Annotated in this window: 21 protein-coding genes, 1 pseudogene and 2 riboswitches; of the genes and pseudogenes, 16 read left to right on the top strand and 6 right to left on the bottom strand. The window is 47.0% G+C overall.

Annotated elements, in window-relative coordinates; genetic code table 11:
* Positions 1 to 101: 101 nt before the first annotated feature.
* From AC4E8B_RS21210 to AC4E8B_RS21200, 3 genes are all read left to right on the top strand, one after another.
* Positions 102 to 1568, top strand: a complete 1467-nt coding sequence (locus tag AC4E8B_RS21210; protein ID WP_490215396.1) for a S41 family peptidase — start codon at positions 102 to 104, stop codon at positions 1566 to 1568.
* A gap of 151 nt (positions 1569 to 1719) precedes the next feature.
* Complete coding sequence (locus AC4E8B_RS21205) at positions 1720 to 2895, top strand: PDZ domain-containing protein (RefSeq protein ID WP_490215395.1); 1176 nt, start codon at positions 1720 to 1722, stop codon at positions 2893 to 2895.
* Between the two features lie 119 nt (positions 2896 to 3014).
* Positions 3015 to 3998, top strand: a complete 984-nt coding sequence (locus tag AC4E8B_RS21200; protein ID WP_490215393.1) for a Gfo/Idh/MocA family protein — start codon at positions 3015 to 3017, stop codon at positions 3996 to 3998.
* Positions 3999 to 4066: 68 nt separating this feature from the next.
* Here the strand turns inward: AC4E8B_RS21200 and AC4E8B_RS21195 are convergent, their stop codons facing one another.
* Together AC4E8B_RS21195 and AC4E8B_RS21190 are read right to left on the bottom strand one after the other, a co-directional pair.
* Complete coding sequence (locus AC4E8B_RS21195) at positions 4067 to 4369, bottom strand: hypothetical protein (protein WP_490215391.1); 303 nt, start codon at positions 4367 to 4369, stop codon at positions 4067 to 4069.
* A 154-nt stretch (positions 4370 to 4523) separates the two neighbouring features.
* The gene (locus AC4E8B_RS21190; RefSeq protein ID WP_490215390.1) at positions 4524 to 6500 is read right to left on the bottom strand and encodes a methyl-accepting chemotaxis protein; all 1977 of its coding nucleotides are present in this window, start codon (positions 6498 to 6500) and stop codon (positions 4524 to 4526) included.
* A gap of 193 nt (positions 6501 to 6693) precedes the next feature.
* Here AC4E8B_RS21190 and AC4E8B_RS21185 point away from each other — a divergent pair, with 193 nt between their 5' ends.
* The 4 genes from AC4E8B_RS21185 to AC4E8B_RS21170 all read left to right on the top strand — a co-directional run bounded on the left by AC4E8B_RS21185 (position 6694) and on the right by AC4E8B_RS21170 (position 10547).
* The gene (locus AC4E8B_RS21185) at positions 6694 to 9000 is read left to right on the top strand and encodes a bifunctional diguanylate cyclase/phosphodiesterase (protein WP_490215389.1); all 2307 of its coding nucleotides are present in this window, start codon (positions 6694 to 6696) and stop codon (positions 8998 to 9000) included.
* Positions 8997 to 9488, top strand: coding sequence for a GNAT family N-acetyltransferase (locus AC4E8B_RS21180; protein ID WP_490215388.1), 492 nt, complete (start codon positions 8997 to 8999; stop codon positions 9486 to 9488). Before AC4E8B_RS21185 ends, AC4E8B_RS21180 begins: the two co-directional genes overlap by 4 nt.
* An 89-nt stretch (positions 9489 to 9577) precedes the next feature.
* On the top strand, positions 9578 to 10351 hold the full coding sequence (locus tag AC4E8B_RS21175) for a methyltransferase domain-containing protein (RefSeq protein WP_490215387.1): 774 nt from the start codon (positions 9578 to 9580) through the stop codon (positions 10349 to 10351).
* 55 nt (positions 10352 to 10406) lie between these two features.
* Positions 10407 to 10547 carry a hypothetical protein gene (locus AC4E8B_RS21170; protein WP_490215385.1) on the top strand — a complete coding sequence of 47 codons (141 nt, stop codon included), beginning with the start codon at positions 10407 to 10409 and terminating at the stop codon, positions 10545 to 10547.
* A gap of 64 nt (positions 10548 to 10611) precedes the next feature.
* Here the strand turns inward: AC4E8B_RS21170 and AC4E8B_RS21165 are convergent, their stop codons facing one another.
* The 3 genes and pseudogenes from AC4E8B_RS21165 to AC4E8B_RS21155 all read right to left on the bottom strand — a co-directional run bounded on the left by AC4E8B_RS21165 (position 10612) and on the right by AC4E8B_RS21155 (position 13513).
* Positions 10612 to 11130 carry a methyl-accepting chemotaxis protein gene (locus tag AC4E8B_RS21165; RefSeq protein WP_490219823.1) on the bottom strand — a complete coding sequence of 173 codons (519 nt, stop codon included), beginning with the start codon at positions 11128 to 11130 and terminating at the stop codon, positions 10612 to 10614.
* Between the two features lie 246 nt (positions 11131 to 11376).
* Positions 11377 to 11850: pseudogene (locus AC4E8B_RS21160) on the bottom strand (protoglobin family protein); the annotation flags it as partial.
* 241 nt (positions 11851 to 12091) lie between these two features.
* Positions 12092 to 13513 carry a PAS domain S-box protein gene (locus AC4E8B_RS21155; protein ID WP_490215384.1) on the bottom strand — a complete coding sequence of 474 codons (1422 nt, stop codon included), beginning with the start codon at positions 13511 to 13513 and terminating at the stop codon, positions 12092 to 12094.
* Positions 13514 to 13841: 328 nt separating this feature from the next.
* Positions 13842 to 13941: riboswitch (SAM riboswitch) on the top strand.
* Between the two features lie 128 nt (positions 13942 to 14069).
* Positions 14070 to 14172, top strand: a riboswitch (SAM riboswitch).
* Positions 14173 to 14409: 237 nt separating this feature from the next.
* On the opposite strand from AC4E8B_RS21155, the gene AC4E8B_RS21150 reads away from it, so the two are divergent.
* Genes AC4E8B_RS21150 through AC4E8B_RS21135 form a run of 4 tightly spaced genes read left to right on the top strand, consistent with a single transcriptional unit; the run spans position 14410 to position 18178 of the window.
* Entirely contained in the window at positions 14410 to 15441 is a 1032-nt protein-coding gene (locus AC4E8B_RS21150; protein ID WP_490215382.1) for a methionine ABC transporter ATP-binding protein, read from the top strand.
* Complete coding sequence (locus AC4E8B_RS21145) at positions 15431 to 16081, top strand: methionine ABC transporter permease (RefSeq protein ID WP_490215380.1); 651 nt, start codon at positions 15431 to 15433, stop codon at positions 16079 to 16081. The genes AC4E8B_RS21150 and AC4E8B_RS21145 overlap by 11 nt, the downstream gene beginning before the upstream one ends.
* A 16-nt stretch (positions 16082 to 16097) precedes the next feature.
* Positions 16098 to 16928 (top strand): MetQ/NlpA family ABC transporter substrate-binding protein, encoded by an 831-nt coding sequence (locus tag AC4E8B_RS21140; protein WP_490215379.1) that lies wholly within the window; start codon positions 16098 to 16100, stop codon positions 16926 to 16928.
* A gap of 38 nt (positions 16929 to 16966) precedes the next feature.
* Positions 16967 to 18178 (top strand): M20 family metallopeptidase, encoded by a 1212-nt coding sequence (locus AC4E8B_RS21135; protein WP_490215377.1) that lies wholly within the window; start codon positions 16967 to 16969, stop codon positions 18176 to 18178.
* Positions 18179 to 18219: 41 nt separating this feature from the next.
* Here the strand turns inward: AC4E8B_RS21135 and AC4E8B_RS21130 are convergent, their stop codons facing one another.
* Positions 18220 to 18498 (bottom strand): alpha/beta-type small acid-soluble spore protein, encoded by a 279-nt coding sequence (locus AC4E8B_RS21130; protein WP_490219822.1) that lies wholly within the window; start codon positions 18496 to 18498, stop codon positions 18220 to 18222.
* 239 nt (positions 18499 to 18737) lie between these two features.
* On the opposite strand from AC4E8B_RS21130, the gene AC4E8B_RS21125 reads away from it, so the two are divergent.
* From AC4E8B_RS21125 to AC4E8B_RS21105, 5 genes are all read left to right on the top strand, one after another.
* Positions 18738 to 18971: a CsbA family protein gene (locus AC4E8B_RS21125; protein WP_490215375.1), complete on the top strand. Its 234-nt coding sequence runs from the start codon at positions 18738 to 18740 to the stop codon at positions 18969 to 18971.
* A gap of 584 nt (positions 18972 to 19555) precedes the next feature.
* A complete protein-coding gene (gene uvrB, locus AC4E8B_RS21120; RefSeq protein ID WP_490215373.1) occupies positions 19556 to 21535 on the top strand; it encodes an excinuclease ABC subunit UvrB in 1980 nt (659 codons plus the stop codon).
* A gap of 7 nt (positions 21536 to 21542) precedes the next feature.
* Positions 21543 to 24422, top strand: a complete 2880-nt coding sequence (uvrA, locus tag AC4E8B_RS21115; protein WP_490215372.1) for an excinuclease ABC subunit UvrA — start codon at positions 21543 to 21545, stop codon at positions 24420 to 24422.
* Positions 24423 to 24560: 138 nt separating this feature from the next.
* A complete protein-coding gene (locus AC4E8B_RS21110; RefSeq protein ID WP_490215370.1) occupies positions 24561 to 25268 on the top strand; it encodes a DUF459 domain-containing protein in 708 nt (235 codons plus the stop codon).
* A 92-nt stretch (positions 25269 to 25360) separates the two neighbouring features.
* Positions 25361 to 25690 carry a hypothetical protein gene (locus AC4E8B_RS21105; RefSeq protein ID WP_490215369.1) on the top strand — a complete coding sequence of 110 codons (330 nt, stop codon included), beginning with the start codon at positions 25361 to 25363 and terminating at the stop codon, positions 25688 to 25690.
* The last annotated feature ends 291 nt before the right edge of the window (positions 25691 to 25981 follow it).

Below are 25981 nucleotides of genomic sequence, written 5' to 3'. Positions count from 1 at the left end.
TATTTTGAGACATAGCGGCAAATGGGAATCCATCATAACCTGTCCATTCTTATCATATAGTGGAATATCAAGCTTAACAGGCTTATGAAAGGAAGATAGCTATGAATCGAAGAGTGATCGCTTTTTTTATGGCCGGATCACTGCTGGCCGGATCGGGAGGGACGTATGCAGGGATGCAGTGGTTCTACCATTCACAAAAAGAGGCCGGCCTGGAGCCGAAAGCGGGGTTGGAAGGCAAGGAAGAGTCAGGGAGCGCTGGAACGGAGGAGCTTGGGAAGGTTGGCCAGGCGTATGAGCTGATCCTCGGAAGCTATGTGGAGAAGGTAGAAGGGGATCAGCTTGTAGAGGGGGCCATCCAGGGGATGCTTTCGACGCTGGATGATCCTTATTCGGTATATATGAACGAAGATACGGCCAGGCAATTCAGTGAAACGCTGGAATCATCGTTTGAAGGGATCGGAGCGGAAGTAAGCATGGTGGAAGGCAAGGTGATCATTGTCTCTCCTTTTAAGGATTCTCCGGCAGAAAAGGCCGGCCTGAAGCCGAACGACCAGATACTGAAGGTGGACGGCGAAAGCGTTGATGGACTTGATTTATATCAAGCCACTTTGAAGATCCGCGGCGAAAAAGGGACTCTTGTGATGCTGGAAGTACGAAGGCAGGGACTTCAGCAGCCGCTTTCCATAAAGGTAAAAAGAGATGAAATTCCGCAGATCACCGTTTATGCTGAAATGAAAAAAGAAAATGATAAAAATATAGGCCATATTGAAATCACAACTTTTTCAGAGGATACAGCGAAGGAATTCGGCAAGGAGCTGAAAAAGCTTGAAAAAGAAGGCATGGATGGCCTGATCATTGATGTGCGCGGCAATCCGGGCGGACTGCTGTCCAGCGTCGAGGAAATTCTGAAGGGCCTCGTCACTAAAGAAAAGCCGTATGTGCAGATTGAAAAAAGGAACGGAGATAAAACCAGATACTTCTCGGAGCTTGAGAAAGAAAAAGACTATCCGGTAGCGGTTCTGATTGATAAAGGCAGCGCCTCGGCGTCTGAAATTCTCGCCGGAGCGCTGGAGGAAGGGGCAGGCTATCCGCTCATAGGGGAATCCACCTTCGGAAAAGGAACAGTCCAGCAGCCGGTACCGATGGGGGATGGCAGCAATATTAAACTGACGCTGTTCAAGTGGCTGACTCCTGATGGAAACTGGATTCATAAAAAAGGGATCAAGCCGACCATCGAAGTCATCCAGCCGGAGATCTATCATACCCATCCGCTCAATCTGGAGAAGCCCCTTGTGCTCGATATGAATAATGAGCAGGTGAAAAATGCACAGATCATGCTTGATGGGCTCGGGCTGTCGCCTGGCCGGAGGGACGGCTATTTCAGTGAAGCGACCGAAACGGCAGTCAAAGCCTTTCAGCAGCACCATGGGCTGAAAGCAACAGGCAAGGTCGACAGCAAAACCGCCGCTGAACTTGAGAAGGCGATCATTGCTGAAACTAAAAAAGAAGAAAATGATATACAGCTGCAGGCCGCCATCCGCTATCTGGTGACAGGCACCTCCCGATAATTGTCGAATTTTATCAATGGGCGGCAGTCATCAGTAATATTCGCAATATCGAATATTACTGGTGCCTGCCGCCCTGTTTTTTTGATAGAATAGAAGTAATAGAAACTTTTACGCTAGAGGTTGGTGGGAGGATTTGATTCAGGAGTGGCTTTTGGAGCTGGCAAAGGGTGCGGGGAAGCTTTTGCTGAATCCCGTGTTTTATTATCTGTTCTTTGTAGCGGCGCTGCTTGGCGTTTCCCGAGTGAAGCGCGAGCGCAACAATTTTCATATCAGGGTGGAAAATGCCTACTTTGAGCTTCGCCAGCTGATTCCGGCTGGACTAGCAGCAGGTCTGGTTCTTTCCGTGATTACTCTTGGAACCGGCATGGTGATTCCGGTAGAGCTTGTGTGGCTGGCAGCTGCATTCACCATTCTTTGGAGCCTGACAGGAAGGGTCCGGCTGCTTTCCCCGGCTTACACAGTGGGAGCAGCATTTTTCGCCAGCATCTATTTCATTGACAAGGGCTTTAGTATCCCGCTCATTAAAGCGACAGGCAATTGGACGGATGGCATGCTCTTCCCCGCAGGTGCGTCTCTGCTCGCACTGCTGATGATAGGCGAAGCTGTCCTGATTCTGCGTAACGGCGCCCGGGCAACATCACCCAAGCTTATTAAAAGCAAGAGGGGGCAGACGATCGGTGTCCATGAAACAAAAAGGCTTTGGCTGCTGCCGGTATTTTTGCTCGTCCCTGGCGATGCAATCTCAGCGATGTTTGGCTGGTGGCCGTTGTTTTCAATCGGGGGCAGCTCTTACGCGATTCTCTTAGTCCCGTTTTCAGTTGGGTTCTTTCAGCAGGTCCAGGGAATGCTCCCGGATACGGCTGTCAAGCGGACGGGAAGAAGGCTTCTCGTGTACTCGATTTTCCTTTTCCTGCTCTCGGCAGCCGGCTATTGGTATCCGCTGGCATCAATCGGGGTTGCTGCACTGGCTGTGATTGGCCGAGAATTCATCACATACCGCCAAAAGGCATATGACCGGAACCAGCCTTTCTTTTTCTCAAGAAGGAATGAGGGCCTTGTTGTTCTCGGAGTCAAGCCGGGCACGCCCGCAGAATCGATGGGCCTTAAAACCGGTGAACTGGTTTCAAAGGTGAACGGACTGCAGGTACATGATGAAAATGATTTATACAATGCCCTGCAGCGCAACGGAGCACACTGCAAACTGGAAGTCTTCGACGTAAATGGACAGATCCGCTTTGTCCAGAAGGCATTATATGAGGGCGACCATCATGAGCTAGGCATCCTGTTTGTGCAGGATGAGTGGAAGAAAGATGAACGGGCCGTTTGATGGCCGAATAAAAAGCCGGCTGCTTTTTAACGCAGCCGGCTTTTTTGCATAGACTCCAGTCTCCCTGCTGGTATACACTGGAATTAAAAGATTAAAAAGGAAAAGGGGTTGTCCTGCTCATGATCAAATTCGGCGTCATCGGCACAAACTGGATCACGGAAAAATTGGTGCTTGCAGGGAAAGAGCTGGAAGATTTTCAGCTGGCGGCAGTGTATTCGAGGACACGGGAAAAAGGAGAGAGTTTCGCGGAGAAGTATGGTGCAGCTCATATATTTACAGATTTAGAGACTATGGCAAGTAGTGATGTGATAGATGCGGTGTATATTGCAAGTCCCAATTCGCTTCATAGTGGGCAGGCAGAGCTGTTTTTGCGGAATGGGAAGCATGTGCTTTGTGAAAAGCCGGCAGCTTCGAACACGGCTGAGCTGAAAAGGATGATTCAGGCTGCTAAAGAGCATGATGTACTGTTCATGGAAGCAATGAAAACGACATTCTATCCGAATTTCGAGCAAATCAAAGAGCACCTGCCAAAGATCGGGAAGGTGAGGCAATACTTTGCCCACTATTGCCAGTATGACTCCAGATATGAAGACTACAAGGAAGGCAGGCAGGCGAATGCCTTTGATCCGAAACTGTCAAACGGAGCTTTGATGGATGTCGGCGTGTATGCCATCTATCCGATGCTGGTTCTTTTCGGAAAGCCAAAGAGCCTCCAAGCAAGCGGATACCTGCTGGAAACCGGGTCAGATGCGTCCGGAAGCATTGTTTTTACCTATGATGGTATGGATGCGGCTGTCCTTTTTTCAAAAATCACTGATTCCTCACTGCCGGCCGAAATACAGGGTGAAAAGGGCTCGATAAAGATAGACCGTATTTCCTCAATGGACGTGGTGGAGCTGCAGCTCCGCAATCAGGAGCCGGAAGTCATCTCCGCAGCACAGAATAAAAACAGCCTTTTCTATGAGCTCCAGGAATTTATCCGTCTCGTCAAGGCGGGGGAAACAGAATCAGATATAAACACATTCCAGAACAGCCTGCTGGTCATGGAAATGCTGGATGAAGCCAGGAAGCAGATGGGAGTCGTATATCCGGCAGACCTTTAAACGGTTTCTGGCCCTTTATAAGATATAGAACACTAAAGGTCTGCTGAGTGATGTAAAGACTCCTCAGCTTAATGGATTTTCTTTTTCCAGCCGGCTTCCTGGCTCATGACAGCAATCAAAATATATTGAATATAACAGAGATCATTGTGATTCTTCTTGTGGATTAGCTGAAGCTGATTCAGCAGTTCGTATAATTGTTTTTTGTTCAGCCGGTCAAGGAGCAGGGTGATCGCCTTTGTACGACTGATTGTTACAGGTTCTTCGGAAGTATTGATGCTCATATCTTTGAAAGGGGTAATATAAAGATTCAGCAGATCTTTTATTTCAAAGGTTGTTAGCTGATTGTCACTATAAGAGCTGGTGTCTTGCATATCCTATTCCGCCTTTCAGTTCGTTTTATTATCTCTTTACCCTTGTATAGATTGAATATGATAAAAATTATGATATTACTTAAATATAGTAAAATATCAGTAATAAAAGCCCTGTTCTTGAAATGAAAGAACAGGGCTTTTGTCATTATTGTGTTTAAATTTTAAAGTGGCTGATAAGATTTCTGAGTTCATCGGCCATTGATGAGAGTGATTTTGATGAAAGTGCGATTTCCTCCATTGAAGCTAGCTGTTCTTCTGTCGAAGCGGCAACTTCTTCAGTGCTGGCGGAATTTTGTTTAGCGATACAAGATAATTGTTCGGCTGATTCTGTAAACTTATCTATGCCAAATGAGATTTGTCTGATTGTATGTGTCACCTCTTCTACCTGAGGGGTAATTTCCCTTGATTTCTTTAAGATTTGATTGAATTTGAGAGATGCCTTTTCTGAAATGGCTAGCCCCTCTTCAGTATTTTTAGAAACATCCGCCATAACTGTGACTGATTTCTCCGTATCATGTTGTATGCTTTTGATGATCTCAGAAATCTGCTTTGCAGATTTCTGGGTCTGTTCAGCCAGCTGTCTTACCTCATCAGCTACGACAGCGAAACCTTTGCCGGCTTCCCCTGCCCTCGCGGCTTCAATTGCAGCGTTTAAGGCCAGGAGGTTTGTCTGGTTGGAAATGCCGCTAATAACTTCTAAAATATTCCCTATTTCATTAGACCGCTGTGCCAAGGACTGGATGACGGCATTTGAATCTTTGACAGACCGATAAATGCTTTTCATCTGGAAAAGATTATGCTTGACCGATTCTTCCCCTGCCCGAGCTTCCATTTCTGCCTCTTTTGATAAGCCGAGGACGACAGAAGAGTTTTCTTTTATATGTTCAACACCTTGGTTGATCTCTTTTAAAATAACTGAGTTGCCTTCCATTTTTCCCGATGTCTGCTCAGCCCCGCCCGCAATCTCCTGAATGGCTGAAGCGACATGTTCTGTTGCTGATGCAGTCTGTTCAGCGCTCGCCGTAAGCTGTGCAGATGAAGAAGCTACATGGGCAACTGAATCCCTGACATTTGACACAATATTACTCAGCGAGTCAATCATATGATTAAAGCTTACGGCAAGCTGGCCAATTTCATCTTTCCTGTGAAGGGTGATGCGATTGGTCAGATCCCCATCGGCAATGGTTTGTGCTTTCGCAGCCAATAGGCTCAGCGGACTCGTTATGGACCTGGTTATCATAATAATGATTATTCCAAAGATGAATATGGACGCTCCCAATACAGCCGCCAGGCTAAATAAAATTGGCTGGGCCGCATCATTTATTTCGCCGTTATACATTGTCCCGACAATTTTCCATCCAGTAAGTTTATTGGTAGCGAATGTCATTCTCTTTTCTTGTCCGCCCAAAAGATAGAAAAACTCGCCTTTGTCCATATCATAAATCTTGTTTTTCCAGCTTTCGGTCGCCTGTGTTCCGGCCTCTTTGTCAGGATGGACGAGGTATTTTCCGCTTGCGTCCAGCAAAAGCACATAGCCTTCCGCTCCAATCCTGCCGCCCGCTGTCTCAGCAAGCATTGCAAGATCGATATCAATGCCAATTACCCCGCTTCCGTCCTTGTTGGTCCTGGCAAGTGAGATAGTGGTTCCGCCTGTATTTACGTCTGTATAGGGCTCGGTGATGATAATTTCTCCTTTGTTCTTCATTGCATCCTGATACCACGGTCTTTCTTTAGGATTAAAGTCAGCCGGCAGATCAATTTTGGGTGATATAGTAGTTTCCCCGGTATCCGTACCCACATAGATGGCTGAAGCTTCTTTATGAAGCTCTGTATACTGGTCAAACTTTGCCTGCAATGCTTCTTTATCTCCGAAGTTTTCACGAAGAATGGTGGTGGAGAAGTAAGCAAGATCATTTTCTTTGGGTGTGAAAATATTATTAATATTTTTGTTTATAGCGCTAATGCTTTCATCAGCGGCGGAAAGGATACTTTTTTCCAGTTCCTTTTTCGCTGACAGGTATGAAAATGTGCCTATTAAGATGCCCGGAATGATAAGGACTAAGGCAAAAGCCAACAGCAGTTTCTTTTTTATAGTTAACCCAGACTGCTTGAAATCTCTTTTTTCTTTCACTTTTTATCTTCCTCTCCTACTATTTTCCTATGGTGCAGTATATATATCGGCAGTTAAAAGTTAAAATTTATAAAATTTATTAAATATTATAACAATTAAATATATTAATTAGTTTTGTAACATACTGATCCACTTGTTCCGATATAAACTCTGATAGTCTTATGAATAAGAAAGACAGACAGGGGATATTGTCATGAAACTCATTTTGAAGACATCTCTGGTGGTCGGCAGTGCCATTGTCATATTTTTAGCTGTTATATTCTTATATATATGGCCCATGCACCTAAAAGACGCCAATGAAATGGACCACCGCACTTTAATAAAAGAGCTAAATAGAATAGAAAGTCATCTGGATCTTCAAATAGACTCCATAAATAGAACGAATTTGGACTGGGCTGTCTGGGATGATACCTTTCAATTCTTGAAAGGGGAATATGAAAAATATCCTCAAGTCAATTTGATGCCTGAAACCTTTGAGAATAACCAAGTGAATTTCATGATTTTTCTGGATGATTCTGGTGCAAATGTCTACCAGTCAGCCTATGATCTGAAAAACCAGGAGCCTTTCTTGCTTCCTTTAGAATTCTCAGAGGTATTCAGGAGGGAGGATAAGGATCAGGGGGTTATAAAAACAAAATTGGGATTGGCGTTTTACTCTTACCAGCCTGTTTATACAAGTGACGGAAACGGTCCTGCTGCTGGAGTGCTGATAATGGGGAAGTTCCTGGATCAGGCTTATGTTAATAAGATGAGGAAGGATCTGGACCTGGATCTAAACCTGTCCTTCAGTGAACAGAAAATAAAACAAGGCAAGGAAATGTCGGTAGAGCCTTATAGCGAAACAAAATTAAAGGGGCTTCTGTTCATAAAAGGATCTGAAGAGAATTTTGGCTATAGTATAAGTCTGCTGATGGACCGCGAATTTTATCAGCAGAAATGGTCAAGTATGGTGCAGCAGTGCTACTATATCGTCGGATTTTCCGCCGTCCTGCTGCTTTTGGTCTTGTTTCTGCTGGACCGTTTCATCCTTTCCAGGGTAGCTAAGGTGTCCGGAGATTTAAGAAGAATACAGGAGCGGCGGAATATAGGCCTGAGGCTGTCCATCAGCTCAAAACACAAGGACGAGATTACGAATCTTGAGCATTCCATCAATAAGGTTCTTGCTTCACTTGAAGAGAAGAACGTGGAGATAACAGATCTTGCTTATATTGACCAGTTAACCGGCCTTCCCAATCAGGCCTATCTGTTTGAACATTATTCGAAAAGCCTGAATGGCATGGAGGCGGTGTTCTTCTTTGATCTGGATGGCTTTAAGCGGATCAATGATACGTTGGGACACCAGGCAGGCGATATTTTTCTGAAAGAGATTGCCGAAAAAGTAAAGGGGCTAGCCGACGAAAAGAATGGCCTTTTTGCCAGACTGGCAGGCGATGAATTTGCCCTGCTAGTACGCATCCAGGACAGGAATGAATTAGAGTCAATTGCCCGCCGGATCCTTTCTCAGGTTGGGAAGGAGTACGATGCATTCCAGTATAAGGCCTTTACAACAGCCAGTGTGGGAATTTCCGTTTTTCCTGAGGATGGAGCTTCACTGGAAACACTTCTCCAAAAGGCCGATATTGCCATGTACGAGGCAAAAAGCAAAGGGAAGAACCAGTATATATTTTATGAGGATATCCCAAATGACAGCTACTATAGCAATCTCCTGGAGTTGGAGCAGGATTTGAAGTTTGCTGCAGAACGTGAAGAGCTTGAAATCTATTATCAGATGATTATGGACAAAGAAGGGAAACAGGTGGTTTGTGTCGAAGCACTTCTCCGCTGGAATCACCCATCAAAGGGACTGATCTCTCCAGATAAGTTCATCCCGATCGCTGAGGAAACGGGACTGATCAACGTGATAGGCTCCTGGGTGCTGGAGGAAGCCGTCAAGCAGGTTGGAAAATGGCATAAAGCCGGCTTAAAAGATCTCAGTTTGGCCATTAATCTGTCTAAATCGCAAATGAAGGATGGGCGCTTCATTGAAAAATTGGATGAAGTGCTATCGTGCTATCAGTTTCCGCCTGGACTCCTGCAGATTGAAATCACTGAGAGCGATGTGAGCGATTATAAGAAAGAGCTTCTTCCTTTTGTCGGAGCTCTCAGGCAAAGGGAGGTTAAAATCGCTCTGGATGATTTCGGCGTTGGAACTTCCTCGCTGATTTTCCTCAAAGATCTGCCAGTCGATATGATAAAAATCGACCGGAGCTTTGTTGGAAAGGTTCCTTCCCACGCTTTTGATACCGTGCTATTGAAGGGCATCTACAAAATTCTAAGTGAGCTGGGGCTTGACTGTGTGACAGAAGGCGTAGAAACAGAGGAGCAGCTGCAATATGTAAGGAAAAACAGCTCATCCAAGCTTCAGGGCTATTATTTCAGCAAACCTAAGCCGGCTATGGAACTGGAAAAGCAGCTGTACGAATTGACAGCGGGAGTGGAAAAAAGACCGGCTTTTAAATGATCAAAGAAAGAAATGGAGGAAGTCAAGTGAATGCAGAAGGAACAGTAATACATCTGAATATAAAAGACCGAAAAACCGCTGAGGAGGTCTTGAGCATCCAGATCCCCTCCTATCAAGCAGAAGCAAAGCTGACAGGTATTGAAGCTATCCCGCAGCTGCTGGATACAGCAGAAAGCCTGATGGCCTCCAATGAAAGCTTCATCGGAATGAGCATCGAAGGACGACTGGCAGGTGTTCTTGCTTATGAAGAAGCTGGAAATTGGGTAGAAATCTGCCGCCTGACCGTTCATCCATCGTTTTTCCGGAGCGGCATTGCAAAGGGATTGCTTGCTCATGTAACCAGTGAATTGACCGGAAGAAAATGGAAGGTAATGACAGGGAAAGGGAATATTCCAGCCCTTCAATTGTATAAAAGGTTCGGTTTTAAAGAAAAAGGGGAGCTGGTGCCTGAACCCGGCGTGCAGCTGACTGTCCTGGAAAAAGAATAAGCAAAACCTATCACACATGATAAAATTTTCAATATTTTTCCTGTTGTCTCCCTGCCTTATAATTAATTAATAAGGAGGGGGGGGGCCAAGTGCCAATCAATTTTCATGATAAGAATAATCAGAATACCTATTCTTCCCGGAAAGCTGATCCAACTTGGATAAATACGGTTGGGAAAGAAGTTGATTTAAGGGGAAAACGGGTTCTCGACATCGGCTGCGGAGGGGGAATCTATTCTCGTGCTCTGGCTGATATGGGGGCATCACATGTGACAGGGCTGGATTTCTCGCGTGAGCTCCTTGAGGTTGCAGGCCGGGCTTCGGAGAGTTATCCGCAAATCGGGTTTGTGCATGGAACTGCCTGCGAAACCGGCCTGGGAGGAGAAGCTTATGATATGGTGCTCGAAAGGGCAGTCATCCATCACCTCGGCCAGCTACCGGCCGCCCTTGCTGAATGCTTCAGGGTGCTGCGCCCAGGCGGATTCTGCCTGATTCAGGACCGGACGCCAGAGGACTGCCTGCTTCCCGGCAGCAGAACTCATATCAGGGGGTTCTTTTTTGAGAAATTCCCCGAGCTTGCGGAGAAAGAGATATCCCGGAGATACAGCAGTTCAGCTGTACAATCAGCGCTGGAGGAGGCAGGATTCTCCTCCGTCAAAGAAATTTCCTTATGGGAAGTAAGGAAGAGGTACAACGATATCAGCAGTTTGCGCAATGATCTTCTAGAAAGAACAGGCCGCTCCATCCTGCATGAACTGAATGACAGCCAGCTGGCTGAGCTCGTAGAGCACATCGAAGCTAGTCTGTCTGCGGCGGGTGAAATCACTGAGGAAGACCGCTGGACCATCTGGCTGGCGGTGAAATGACAAAATCGGGATTTTACTGTAAAATATATACAACTCAAGGTGGGAGGGCGGTATTTTGAAATTCAGAATGAAGCGGAAGAAAGACAAGAAAAAGAATAGCAAGCTAGAAGTGATTGATGTTGCCATTGACTTGATTGAGCCGATTTTCCTTCTTTCCCGGTTTCTCATCCGTTCGCTTGTTAAGTTTGTGCAGTGAACCGGATCCTGGATATCTCCATAAACAAAGAGAAGCACAGATGCCTATGCTTCTCTTTTGCATTTTAAAAATTCGCCACTGTTATGCTTAATTCCTCAGCGGAGTCTGACAGCTTTGCTGCAGCGCTGCTGATTTCGGAAAGCAGGCCGGTGAGAAGCTCGATATCCTTTTCAATCTGGCGGCTCTTATTTTTACTTTCAGCGCTTGCCGACAGGATTTCTTTGAAGACATTCCCGGTGTTTTCAATTTCTTTATTCCCATTCACAACAATTCCATCAATCGTTCCAATCTGCGAAATCACCTCTGAAATTTGCCTGATTGTCGCGTTCAGCAGAGATGTGATATTGGAGGAGGAATCCTTCGTCTGTTCTGCCAGCTTTCTGACCTCATCGGCAACAACAGCAAATCCCTTGCCGTGCTCGCCTGCCCTTGCGGCTTCAATGGCAGCATTAAGGGCGAGCAGATTGGTCTGGTCCGCAATGCTTGTAATCACTCCGGCAATCTCGCCAATCTGGTTCGAGGTTTTTTCCAGGCTGCTGATGGTGCTGGTGATTTCATTCACATTGCTTTTCAGCTCATGCATATTTTCCACAACCCGATCCAGCTGGTCACGCCCCTTGGAAGAACGCGATTCCATTTCAGTCGATGAAATGGCGCCGTCTTTAGCATTGCCTGAGATTTGCTGTGACTGGTGTACAATCTGTTCTACCGAAGCGCCTGTCTGCTCTGACATGGCAGCCAGATTTTCAACGATTTCGCCGACGTACCCTTTCAGATCTCTTTTAGCTTGGGCTTCTGTTTCAGCTGCAATGCCTTCCATTGTTTTTTGCATAATGGAGATGCAGAGCTGTATTTCCAGGTTAAAGATTTTTGTTACAGCAGTTGCAATTCGATGCTGATCGTATGCCGTCAATGTCAGCTCCTTGATGATGGCTTCAAGCATGCCTTTCATCAAAAGCTGGTAGACAGAGATGTACCAATGAAACTTTACGCCAATTTTTACATAAGCTTGTCCTGCAATCGTCCGGCGGTCAATGAATTCTTTGTTGATGACGCCATCGAGCAGACTTAAGACATATTGATGGCTCATTTCTGTCGTTACCCCGATTTGGGACGTGTCAGTAATTTTTCGAACCTCTTCATGATTAAATTTCATTCCCTCGGAGTATATATCTGCAATATGCTTTTCCATCATAGGGCGGATCCCCCTCAGGATGGCAAGGTCATCGGCTGTTAATCCCATTAATTGAAGCTGCATCTTTAAATCTTCGTCAAAATCGGCATCCAGTATGACATATTCCATTTCTCTTTGAATCATGCTGTCAAGATCAAACGATTTCGGTTTTGCTGTTTTCGTAAAGATCACTTGAAACACTCCCATTTTATATATCTATTATCCTAGTTTATATCGGCTGCTTAGCAGGAGTTTTTACATAGGTTTCAATGAAGTGCCATAGATTTTTAAGAAGGGACCTGCAGTTTGGAGCCAAGTTTTCCAGTGAATATAAGCAAAAAGCCCCCGGCAGGCATGCCGGAAGCTTTAATCAGACGACGGGGATCAGCAGCTTAACGATGGTCCCTTCATTTTCTTTGCTTGTAATATATATGTTGCCTCCGTGGCTTTTGATGATCCGGTTGCAGATCATAAGCCCGAGGCCAGTCCCCTTTTCCTTCGTACTGTAGAACGGTTCACCGAGCTTCGGCAGCCTTTCTTCGGGGATGCCGATCCCTTCATCCTTCACGCTGATCATCGCAAAGCTGTTGTCATGCCTGACTTCAATGCTGATCTTTCCGCCATGGGGCATGGCTTCAATCGAATTTTTGATAACATTGATGAGCACCTGCTTGATTTTATCAATCTCACAGCGGACACTGATTTCAGATAGGGAGTATTTCACATCGATCATGATGTTATAAATGAGCGCCTGTGTGTTTAAAAGGGTGACGACGCTTTTAACGATATTGACCAGATTGGTTTCCTGAACCTCTGTCACGACTGGCTTGGCGAGAACAAGGAGATCATTGACGATTTCTTCTATCCGTTCGAGCTCGGAAAGGATGACATCCGCATATTTTTCTGTTTTCCGCTCAGTAAGAAGCTGGGTAAAGCCTTTGATTGCGGTAAGCGGGTTTCTGATTTCATGGGCGATTCCTGCGGCAAGCTGCCCGACGACAGAGAGCTTTTCTGCATTATGGAGCTTTTCTTCGGTCTTTTTCTGGCCGGTCACGTCCTTGATGATGATCTGGAACAGTTTTCGGTTCTTAAAAACAGTGGGAATCAGCTGGATGGCGGCCTTTCGGGTGTTCCCGTCACTCCTGATGAGGTTCAATTCAAAGCTGACGGTCTGGTTCGCCTGGTAAAAATCCTTCAAATAGCCATGGTCAGAAGCTGATATATAGTCATACAAAGAGGCGCCGATGATTTCCTTGCTTGAAGTGAAGCCAAACACTTTCTTGCCTTCATCATTCATATAGGTCCATATACCTTTCTCGGTTGTCATGCCAATAGTATCCCGGCTGTATTCGACCAGGAAGCGGTATTTTTCCTGTGTTTCCATGTTTTCCTCTTCCATATTGACACGTTCGGTCATATCCCTGGAAATGCACATGGCTTCCTGGCTGTCGCCGAGTGTGCTGATACTGGTCTCAAGCCAGATATAGTCGCCTTCCTTGCGGCGGAACCGGAACGAAATACGTGAGCTGCTGCCCGGGGATAGCCCGCGGAATTCTTTTGTGAGGATATCTTTGTCTTCGGGGTGGCAGTAGGCAAGAATGCAGTCTTTGTAAAGCTCTTCCTGCGTGTAGCCCAAAAGGGTGCTGCAGGATGGGGACACATATAAGAAAATGCCCTCTTTCGTATGCCGTGAAATCAGGTCTGCCGAATGCTTCAGAGCCAGTTCGAGATTTTTTGCTTCAACTTTGTCCACAAATAATTCAGATTGATAGTCTCTGTTTGTTGCAATCAAACCGTTCTCCCTCCCGGAATGCAGTTCATTTTGCTCTTTTCCACTATTATACATTAGACAAGCTGGCAGAAATATAGGAGTAAACTCCCTCTTCTTGTATGGAGACTGGGGGAAATGTTGATAACTGGATAGGAAAATGTGGAAAACCTGCTTTATCCACAGCGGGAGGAGGACATTTTTTCCGAAAATCCAAAAAAGTAAGTAAGGGCTTTCAGGATTTGTGGATAAAAATTTTTAACCACATATCTGAAAAAAGGGTTTGACAGAACTTTGAAACGCGTGTAAAGTAAAAAACAATTAATTAAGCAAACAAACTTAATACGATAGCTTCTTATCCAGAGAGGTAGAGGGACTGGCCCTATGACACCTCGGCAGCGGACTGATGAACCGTGCCAATTCCAGCAGGCAGATTGCCTGAAAGATAAGAAGAGGACTGACGCTTATTATTCTGCCCTCTTCTTCTTGAAGAGGGCTTTCTTGTTTTTCAGGAATAAAAGTGCGGGGTGCTGCATAGCTATTGTATTAAATCCAATTAATTATATAGGAAAACCATAATTTCTTATCCAGAGAGGCAGAGGGACTGGCCCTATGAAGCCTCGGCAGCGGACTCTTATGAGTACTGTGCCAATTCCAGCAGGTGTGAGCCTGGGAGATAAGAAGAGACAATGCTGATGATGCATGCCCTCTTCTGTTCTCAGGAGAGGGTTTTTTAATGTTAAGAAAGTATATTTTTTCAACTTTGATTACTGTCTAGCTCCAGCGCCTACCCCCTCGAGGTCACAAGCCACTCCTCCCAAAAAGGCAAAGAACGCCTTTCCGGGAGGCCTGTCTTGTGCTTGTCGGGGGTGACCAAGGCGCTTGCGCATTTCTTATTTGATACGGAGGGAGAAACAAACATGATAGAATTCCAGGATCTCAAGAAAGTGTATGAAAGCGGAGGCCAGCAGGTTGCAGCACTGAATGGGATAGATCTTGCAATCGACAAAGGAGAAATCTTTGGTGTAATCGGCTTCAGCGGAGCGGGGAAAAGCTCGCTGATCCGCTGTGTGAATCTGCTCGAAAGGCCGACCTCAGGCAAGGTGATCGTCGATGGCCATGATCTTACATCGCTTTCGCCAAAAGAGGTAAGAGAGGTAAAGCGCAATATCGGCATGGTTTTTCAGCACTTCAATCTGCTGAACTCGAAGACGGTGTTTGCCAATGTAGCCATGCCGCTTACCCTGGCAAAGCTCCCTAAAGAGCAGGTACGCAAACGGGTAGCTGAACTTCTTGAGTTCGTGGGACTTGCCGATAAAGCTGATAATTATCCTGATCAGCTTTCAGGCGGCCAAAAGCAGAGAGTCGGGATTGCAAGAGCACTTGCTACACAGCCTTCAATCCTGCTGTGCGATGAAGCGACCTCGGCCCTTGATCCGCAGACAACAAGCAGCATTTTGCAGCTATTGAAAAAAATCAATGCGGAATACAATATCACCATCCTGATCATTACCCATGAAATGACGGTCATCAGGGAAATCTGCGACAGGGTGGCGGTGATCGAGGCAGGAAAAATCATTGAGGAAGGCTCGGTGTTCGATGTATTCTCGGCACCAAAAACACAGACAGCCCAGAACTTTGTCAGTTCTGTCATGAATGATTCAATCCCGGATTCCGTCAAGCAGCTTGTAGAAAGAAACAATGGCAAGGAAAGAATTTTCCGGATCAATTTTGTCGGCCAGTCAGCCGGCCAGCCGCTGCTCTCCAAGCTTGCCAAGAAATTCGATATTGATATAAACGTGCTGTTCGGAAATATAACCGAGCTTCAAGGCATCCCGTTTGGGAACCTTGTTGTCGAATTCCAGGGAACCGACCAGGAAGTGCAGCGCGCCCTTATGTACATTCATCAGGAAAAAGTCTCAATCAAGGAAGTGAAAGCACATGCTAGTTGATCACACGCAAATCATAGAAGCACTTATTGAAACCATTCAAATGGTGGCCTTCTCGCTCCTTTTTTCCACCATCCTGGGATTGCCGCTCGGAATCCTGCTGGTCATCACGAGAAAAGGCCATCTGCTGGAGAATCTGCCCATTTTCAACGTATTGAATGGAATCATCAATATATTCCGCTCGGTCCCATTCATCATCCTGATGGTTGCAATCATTCCGGTGACGCGGCTGCTGGTAGGAACCTCAATCGGGACGGCAGCGGCTGTCGTACCGCTCGTATTCTATGCCGGCCCGTATATTGCAAGATTGATTGAGAACTCGCTCCTCGAAGTTGACCCGGGTGTCATAGAGGCAGCGGAAGCGATGGGGGCGACACCCGGGCAGATCATCTTTAAATTTCTCGTACCGGAAGCGCTCAGTTCACTGGTCCTCGCACTGACCATCGCGACCGTCGGACTTGTCGGCGCATCCGCCATGGCAGGGGCTGTCGGCGGCGGCGGTCTTGGCGATTTGGCCATTACTTACGGCTATCAGCGCTTCGACACAACGGTCATGATCATCACAGTCGCCATCCTGGTCATCATGGTCCAGGGGCTGCAGAGCTTCGGCAATATTTTATCTAAAAGAATCAGAAGACGATAACTAGGAGGAAACATCCATGAAAAAATTATTATTAACGGCAATCATTCTGGCGCTGGCGGTTTTCAGCGCAGCCTGTTCATCATCAACAAGCGGCAAGGAAAAAGAAAAAGAAGTGAAAATCGGTGTCAGCGGGTCAGACAACCGCATCTGGGATTTCGTAGCCAAGAAAGCTGAAAAAGAAGGAATCAAGGTGGAAATCGTCCGCTTCTCGGATTATGTCCAGCCAAACATCGCCCTTGCAGAGGGAGAGCTTGATGCGAATGCCTTCCAGACTATTTCTTATTTCAACGCTTTTAAAAAGGAACATGATCTGGACCTTTCGCCAATCGCGACAACCGTTATTGCACCTATGGGAATCTACTCTGAAAAGTATAAAGATGTAAAAGATATCCCTGAAGGCGGAAAAATCGCCGTGCCGAACGAAGCAACCAATATGGGAAGATCCTTCCTGCTTCTGCAGGAAGCCGGCCTGATCACACTGCCTGAAGACTTTGACGGAAATGGCAGCATCGACAAAATCGTTGATAATCCAAAGAACCTGGAAATCGTCCCTGTAGTGGCAGGCCAGACACCGCGTGTCCTTCCAGATGTTGCGGCTTCCATCATTAATAATGGAATCGCTGTGGATGCCGGCTTCAATCCTGTTAAAGATTCCATCTTCCATGAAAATGCAACAGCAACACCATATATCAACATCATTGCCGTTAGAACTGAAGACAAAGACAATGAAACATTGAAGCGCCTCGGAGAACTTTACCAGGAAGACGATGTAGCCGAGTTCATTGAAAAAGAATATAAAGGCAGCACCATCCCGACATTCGTTCCGCTCAGTGAAATTGGAGAATAAAAACTGGTGCATGGCACCGCTAATAGGAGGAGATCATTATGGCAGCACCCGCTAAATCTGTAACCGAATTAAAGGAAAGAATCAATCAAAGTGTGGAATCGGGAAGGGAGCTTTATCTTTCAACAAGCCACCAGATCCATGAAAAACCGGAAATTGGCAACCAGGAATTTTTCGCATCCGGGCTTCTCTCAGGAATTCTTGAAGAAGAGGGCTTTGAGCTGGAGCGCGCTGTTGCCGGCCATGAGACAGCATTCTCTGCTAGGAAAAAATCTTCCAAGCCGGGTCCATCCATTGCTTTTCTTGCTGAATATGACGCTCTGCCTGGAATCGGCCATGCCTGCGGCCATAATATCATTGGCACAACCAGTATTGCGGCTGCCATTGCCTTAAGCAAGGTGGTGGAAGAAACAGGCGGAGAGGTCGTCGTATTCGGAACACCAGCCGAGGAAGGCGGCCCGAACGGCAGTGCAAAGGGCAGCTTCGTCAAGCATGGCCTGACAGAGGGAATCGATGCAGCGCTGATGATCCATCCCTCAAGCAAGACTGCATTAACAAGCTCTTCCCTAGCGGTGGATCCGCTGGACTTTGAGTATATCGGCAAGCCTGCCCATGCCGCGGCTTCACCGCACGAAGGAATCAATGCCCTTGATGCGGTCATCCAGCTTTTCACCGGCATCAACGCCCTGCGCCAGCAGCTGAAGGATGATGTGCGGATCCACGGCATCATTACTCATGGAGGCGACGCGCCAAATATCATCCCGGAATATGCAAAAGCGCGATTCTTCATCCGGGCAGCGACAAGAACATACTTAAATGAAGTTACAGAGAAGGTTAAGGCGGTGGCAGAGGGTGCTGCCCTGGCAACAGGCGCCAAGCTGAATGTGATTGCATTCCAGAATGAAGTCGACAATCTTCTATTAAATAGAACATATAATGAAGCATTCCGTGAAGTCATCGAGGAACTGGGCGAGGAAGTTGATCTGTCAGGCAGGGAAGGAATCGGTTCTACAGATGCGGGCAACATCAGCCAGCAGGTACCTACGATCCACCCTTATATCAAGATCGGCAGCGATGACCTTGTTGCCCATACCGTACCATTTCGTGAAGCTGCACGCTCGGAAAAAGGCGATGAAGCCCTGCTCACAGGTGCAAAGGCGCTGGCACAGACGGCATTCCGGCTAATCACTGAGCCTGAACTGCTTGCTTCTATCAAAGAAGAGTTCGCAAGGAACAAAGAAGCGCAAAAATAAAGGATGGAGCTGCCAATGTGGCGGCTCCACTTTTCATTCGACTATTGATTTTTGTTGAGGCTTTCCTGTGCCATCCGTATTAATTCTTTCACCATGCTGCCGCCGATCGGGCCGCCGACTTTGCCTGCCTCGCGCGATGATAGCCTGCCGTTATATCCCGGCTGAAGCGGAACGTCCTTTTCCCTGGCCACCTCATATTTTACTTCCTCCGGCGCATCTGCGCTGACTTTATAGCCCTGGTTAGCCATGACACGTGCCTTCAATGTGTCGAGGGCTTCGCGGGATTCTGGTACAAGAGGGCGCCTTCTTCTTCTGGACATCATGCAAACCTCCTTTCCGTTCATTATGGTTAGTATTTTGCAAACAGCCTTTTTCTAAGCGAAGCTTCGGCCATATAATCAGCAGCAAACAGAATCCGATGAATGAACAACAATGCCCTAAGCTAAAAAATACAGCGGATTTTTTTGAAATTGCTTGTATCATATAGTTTGAACCGCTATTCTAATGTTATACTTGTCCGCAATTCATAGTGAATCTATCATAAAGAAGGTGTGAAAAAGTGGCGCTAAAGTATCTTTCAGCTCTGCTGCTGCCCGGACTGCTGGTCATGCTGTTTACAAGGGTGACATATAATCATGTGATCGGGCTCATTCTGACTGTCGCCCTGATTGCCGCCTCCGTCTATAAAGGCTACACAGACAGCTGGGGGCTTATTGTTGTTGATGCCTTTTCTTTGACAGCCGGTTTCTGGTATGCGCAAACCATGAAACAAAGAGCGAAAAAGCGAGCTTAATTTAATTATGCCTGTCATAAACCTGCCGGAGCTGGATCCGGCAGGTTATTTTATTTTATTGCTGTGTGAGGCACGATTTCACACGAATGCCAGGATCAACATGGAACATTGACAGATCCTATTTTTCAAAGGCGATTGTCCAGCCAGAGATTTCAGTCCGTCGATATATGCTTCCCTCTCTCGACATATTCCGCGGGAAATATTCCAGCAATAACAGGCCGCAGCACTAATCAATCAAACGTTTGATTAACTATTATTCGGCAGGAACAGCGCTGTTTTGTGCTGGAAATATTTATCCCCCAATACGGAACGCTAGTACAAAAACGAATATCCGTTCGCATATTCCTGGTTTCTTTCAGGTGCTTTGTGGTAGAATGAGGATATGAGTTTTTCAGCTTCGTACAAGGCTTCAGACCTTTTTCTTCTATAATATATCTTCAGCAGGAATCATCACGTGCATTTAGGACCGTCTATTAATTAAAAGAAACAGGATCTCCAGGAGCAAGGTGCTTGCTTTCTGGTATGCCTGTCTGCAAATATAGATAAAATGTTAAAATCAACTTCTTGAACAGGAGGCTTTTTTTGTGAAGGACCAATTTGAATTAGTCTCAAAATATTCGCCGCAGGGCGATCAGCCGGAAGCCATCAGCAGGATTACCGAGGGCATCCGCTCCGGCAAACGCCATCAGACGCTGCTCGGTGCAACTGGAACCGGAAAGACGTTTACCATCTCCAATGTGATCAAAGAGGTCAATAAGCCGACATTGGTGATTGCCCATAATAAAACACTGGCCGGCCAGCTATACAGTGAGTTCAAGGATTTTTTCCCGAACAATGCTGTAGAGTATTTTGTCAGCTATTATGATTACTACCAGCCTGAGGCTTATGTGCCGCAGACAGATACATTCATTGAAAAGGATGCCAGCATCAATGATGAAATTGATAAGCTGCGCCACTCGGCGACATCTTCGCTGTTCGAACGCAAGGACGTCATCATCATTGCCAGTGTTTCCTGCATATACGGCCTCGGTTCGCCGGAAGAGTACAAGGAGCTTGTGCTCTCCTTAAGGACGGGGATGGAGATTGAGCGAAACCAGCTCCTGCGCCGCCTGGTTGATATCCAGTATGAACGGAACGATATTGATTTCCGGAGGGGGACATTCAGAGTCCGCGGAGATGTGGTTGAAATCTTCCCTGCATCAAGGGATGAGCATTGCATGAGGGTCGAATTTTTCGGTGATGAAATTGACCGGATCCGTGAAGTGGATGCACTTACCGGAGAAATTATGGGCGAGCGGGACCATGTTGCCATCTTCCCGGCCTCCCACTTCGTTACGCGCGAGGAAAAAATGAAGATTGCCATAGAGAATATCGAAAAAGAATTAGAGGGGCGCCTGGAAGAGATGCGGGAAAACGGCAAGCTCCTTGAGGCCCAGCGCCTGGAACAGAGGACACGCTATGACCTGGAGATGATGAGGGAAATGGGCTTTTGCTCAGGGATTGAAAACTATTCCCGCCACCTGACTCTCCGTCCGGCCGGATCAACGCCTTATACGCTGATTGATTATTTCCCGGATGATTTTTTGATGGTCGTAGACGAATCACACGTAACGATCCCTCAGGTAAGGGGAATGTTCAACGGGGACCAGGCCAGGAAGTCAGTCCTTGTGGATCATGGATTCAGGCTGCCTTCCGCGATGGACAACAGGCCGCTCACTTTTTCTGAATTTGAAAAGCATATCAATCAGATTGTATATGTTTCTGCTACGCCGGGCCCGTATGAAATGGAGCATACGCCTGAAATGGTCCAGCAGATCATCCGGCCGACCGGTCTTCTTGATCCGACAATCGAGGTGCGCCCGATTGAAGGCCAGATCGATGACCTGATTGGCGAAATAAATGAACGGGTAAAGAAGAATGAAAGGGTACTGATCACGACATTGACGAAAAAGATGTCAGAGGATCTCACCGATTATCTGAAGGAAATCGGCATAAAGGTACAGTATCTCCATTCAGAGATCAAGACGCTCGAGCGGATTGAGATCATCCGGGAGCTGCGCCTTGGAAAATATGATGTACTGATCGGAATCAACCTCCTGAGGGAGGGGCTCGACATTCCGGAGGTTTCCCTTGTCGCCATTCTTGATGCGGATAAAGAGGGCTTCCTCCGTTCGGAAAGGTCCCTTATCCAGACAATCGGGCGAGCTGCCCGGAATGCATCCGGCCATGTCATCATGTACGCAGACAAAGTCACCAATTCAATGGAGCTGGCCCTGAGCGAGACGAAAAGGCGCCGGGACATCCAGGAAGCTTATAATGAGGAGCACGGCATCACACCGCAGACGATCCAGAAGGAAATCCGCGACGTGATCCGCGCCACCCACGCTGCCGAGGAGCAGGAAGATTACGCTGCACCAGCCAAACCGGCAAAAATGACGAAGAAAGAACGCGACAAACTGATTGCCAATATGGAAAAGGAAATGAAGGAAGCAGCCAAGGCGCTCAACTTCGAGCGGGCTGCCGAGCTTCGTGATCTATTATTAGAGCTGAAAGCGGAAGGATGACGAACTGATGGCAATGGAAAAACTGATTGTAAAAGGCGCCAGGGCCCATAACCTGAAGGATATTGATGTCACCATCCCGAGGGATAAGCTTGTGGTGCTGACGGGGCTTTCCGGATCCGGGAAGTCATCCTTGGCCTTTGATACGATATATGCTGAGGGGCAGCGGCGGTATGTGGAATCCCTTTCCGCCTATGCGCGCCAGTTCCTCGGCCAGATGGATAAGCCTGATGTCGATGCCATTGAGGGGCTGTCGCCGGCAATTTCCATCGACCAGAAAACAACGAGCAGGAACCCGAGATCAACGGTCGGCACCGTGACGGAAATCTATGATTATCTGCGGCTCCTGTTCGCCAGGGTCGGCCGTCCTACATGCCCGATTCACAATGTGGAGATTTCCTCCCAGACAATCGAGCAGATGGTCGACAGGATCATGGTATATCCGGAAAGAACGAAGATGCAGGTCCTTGCCCCGGTCGTTGAGGGCAGGAAGGGGACCCATGCCAAGGTTCTCGAGGATGTTAAGAAGCAGGGCTATGTCCGCGTCCGGGTCAACGGCGAAATGCACGACTTGGGCGAAGACATTGTTCTGGAAAAAAATAAAAAGCACAGCATTCAAGTGGTCATCGACCGTGTGGTTGTGAAAGAGGGCGTGGCAGCAAGGCTGGCAGACTCTCTTGAAACAGCGCTTAAACTTGGCGAAGGAAAAGTCATCATTGATGTAATCGGGGAGGAAGAGCTGCTTTTCAGCGAAAACCACGCATGCCCGCATTGCGGCTTCTCTATCGGCGAGCTTGAGCCGAGGATGTTCTCCTTCAACAGCCCATTCGGCGCATGCCCATCCTGTGACGGACTCGGCAGCAAGCTTGAAGTGGACGTGGACCTTGTCATCCCTAATCGGGACTTGTCATTAAGACAGCATGCCATCGCACCTTGGGAGCCGACAAGCTCACAGTATTACCCGCAGCTGCTTGAAGCAGTCAGCAGCCATTTGGGTATTGACATGGATATGCCCGTACAGGATATACCGAAGCATTTGCTTGATAAGCTTCTTTATGGAGCAAAAGGGGAAAAGATTTATTTCCGCTATGAAAACGATTTTGGGCAGGTCAGGGAAAACTTCATTGAGTTCGAGGGAGTTATCCGCAATGTGGAAAGGCGCTTCAAGGAAACAAGCTCCGACTACATCCGGGAACAGATGGAAAAATATATGGCCCAGCACGCTTGCCCGGCCTGCAAAGGAAATCGCCTGAAGCAGGAAAGCCTTGCTGTCCTGATTGCAGGGGAGCATATTGGGAAAATTACATCACTGTCCATCGAAGAGGCTGAAGACTTTTTTGAAAATGTCATCCTTTCTGAGAAAGAACGCCAGATTGCCAATCTGATCTTGAGGGAGATAAAAGAAAGGCTCGGATTCCTCATCAATGTTGGCCTGGATTATCTGACATTAAGCCGGGCAGCGGGCACGCTGTCAGGGGGAGAAGCGCAGCGCATCCGTCTTGCGACTCAGATCGGCTCCCGCCTTACCGGTGTCCTGTATATCCTGGACGAGCCATCAATCGGCCTTCATCAGCGCGATAATGACAGGCTGATCGATACGCTTAAAAATATGCGTGATATCGGGAACACACTCATTGTCGTTGAGCATGATGAAGACACGATGATTGCAGCCGACTACCTGATTGACGTTGGTCCTGGGGCAGGCGTCCACGGCGGCCAGATTGTGTCCCAGGGTACGCCGGCAGAGGTGATGGATGATCCGAATTCCCTGACCGGACAATACTTGTCAGGGAAGAAATTCATCCCGCTGCCGATTGAGCGGAGAAAAAGCGACGGCCGCTTCATCGAAATCAAGGGTGCACAGGAAAACAATCTGAAAAACGTAAATGCCAAATTCCCGCTCGGCATCTTTACTGCGGTCACAGGTGTATCTGGATCAGGAAAAAGTACACTGATCAACGAGATCCTCCATAAAACCCTGGCGCAAAAGCTTCATAAAGCCAAAACAAAGCCAGGCGAGCATAAAGATGTCAAAGGGATCGAGCATCTTGACAAGGTCATTGATATTGACCAGTCGCCGATCGGGCGTACACCGCGCTCCAATCCGGCAACTTATACTGGCGTCTTTGACGATATCCGCGATGTTTTCGCCTCTACTAATGAAGCCAAGGTCCGCGGATACAAAAAAGGCCGTTTCAGCTTTAACGTGAAAGGCGGCAGATGCGAGGCATGCCGTGGAGACGGTATCATCAAGATTGAGATGCACTTCCTTCCTGATGTGTATGTCCCTTGCGAGGTATGCCATGGAAAACGCTATAACCGTGAAACCCTTGAAGTGAAGTATAAAGGGAAAAATATTTCGGATATCCTGGATATGACAGTTGAGGATGCACTCGATTTTTTCGAAAATATTCCGAAGATCAGCCGCAAGCTCCAGACAATCTATGATGTTGGCCTTGGCTATATCACACTCGGCCAGCCGGCAACCACATTGTCCGGAGGAGAGGCGCAGCGGGTTAAGCTGGCTTCCGAGCTGCACCGCAGGTCAACCGGCCGCTCTTTTTATATCCTGGACGAGCCGACGACCGGACTCCATGTTGATGATATTGCCAGACTGCTCACTGTATTGCAGAGGCTTGTTGAAAACGGAGATACAGTCCTGGTCATCGAGCATAATCTCGATGTTATCAAGGCAGCCGATTATATAGTGGATCTCGGGCCAGAGGGCGGCGATAAAGGCGGGACCATCATTGCCCAGGGCACACCGGAAAAAGTGGCTGAAGCAGAAGGCTCCTATACCGGCAAGTATCTTAAGCCCATCCTGGACAGGGACCGCATCCGAATGCAGAAACTGGTCAAAGAAAGAGAAACAAGCGTTTCAAAAGCATAACCCAAAAGGCGAGTACTGCATTTTTTGCAGGGCTTGCCTTTTTGCTTTTATGCGGGTTGGGGATTCCCTGTTTGAAATTGCCAGATTGCCTGCCGCTGAATCGGGTAAAGAATCTTAATTAGAAAAGGAAGGTTCTTTATGAAAAAGTATATTTTAATTATGATCGGCTTTATACTGCTTATTGGTTTTGCTGTTGCCATCCAGGCTGAAAAGACTGTTTCGCATGATGGCGGGAAAGAAATCGTGGCGATCGGTGATTCCCTTACCTATGGATATGGCGACAACAGCGGTGAAGGCTATACCGGCAGGCTTGAGGAAAGATTGGACAAGATTTATGAGGGAAACATCGATGTTGAAAACTTTGGCATCTACGGACAAGATACGCTAAACGTCAAAAGGCAGCTGACTACTCCGGCAGTCTTAAAAGAGGTGCAGGAGGCAGATGCAATCATTATTTTTATCGGCACAAATGACATGCTTCATGCCAATGGCGGCGATCTGGCTCCCCTTCACCGTGAAAAACTTCAGCAGGCGGAAAACACCTACAGGAAAAACATAGAGGAAATCCTTCAGTGGACGGAGCGGAATAATCCTGAAAGTCCAATCCTTCTGCTGGGCCTATATAATCCCTATCCTCGAAATGAAAAGATCGGCAATATCATAGATAGCTGGAATCAGAATATAAAAGCAGCAGCTGCTAACCATCCCCATGTCAGCTGGGTTCCTACCGATGATCTTTTTGAGGGCAGGGAAAAGAAGCTTTATTTTTATGATTCCCTTCACCCCAATGCCCGGGGCTATGAACTGATTGCAGCCCGGGTGGCGCAGGAATATGCCAGGTTATAAGGAGATTGACACCACTCTGTAAACGAAAAGAAAAAGTACTGTAAACTGCAGACCTTATAATAGTGAAAAAGAGTTTACAAGGGGGTACGGCGATGCATACTTATATTGAAGATTCCCTGAATGAATGGAAAGAGGATATTTCCAAGGTGCTTGACCAGATTAATCAGGACTATGAAGAGGTCAAGAGGGAACTGCAGGTGTATACATATAAATACGGGATAACAAAGCAGGTGATACAATCAACGGTCAATGATGAGATTATTGAAACAATCCGGGAGCAGTATCATAGGCCATTTGAGGAGAAATATAATGAACTGAAGGGGTCAATCAGGGATCTTGAAGAAAAGCGCAAGGTATTTCAGATGTTCGTCCATAAAATCGATGAAGTAAGCAGGAAGGGAGCGGCGGCAAAAACCGTTTAGGCTGGCTCTCAAAGGGGCACTGGAATTCAGTGCTTTTTTTGTGAAATCCGGGGCAACGACGCCGTTGGTTTGGGCCAGTTGCTAATAAAAAGTGAAAGTTGCTAATATATGGGGAAAGTTGCTAATAAAATTTAAAAGTTGCTAATATTCGGGGAAAGTTGCTAATAAATTGAAAAAGTTGCTAATAAATATTACTCCAGGTATTACGCTACTGTAAGCGTACATTAATTTGTCCTCTTTTCGGATTAATTTTACGAATGTAGTCCGAATATCTTTCATTTCTTGCCATTT

It is taken from the genome of Bacillus sp. SRL543 (assembly GCF_984799205.1).
Note: the sequence above shows the minus strand (reverse complement) of the source record. Positions and strands in the feature narration are given on the sequence as shown.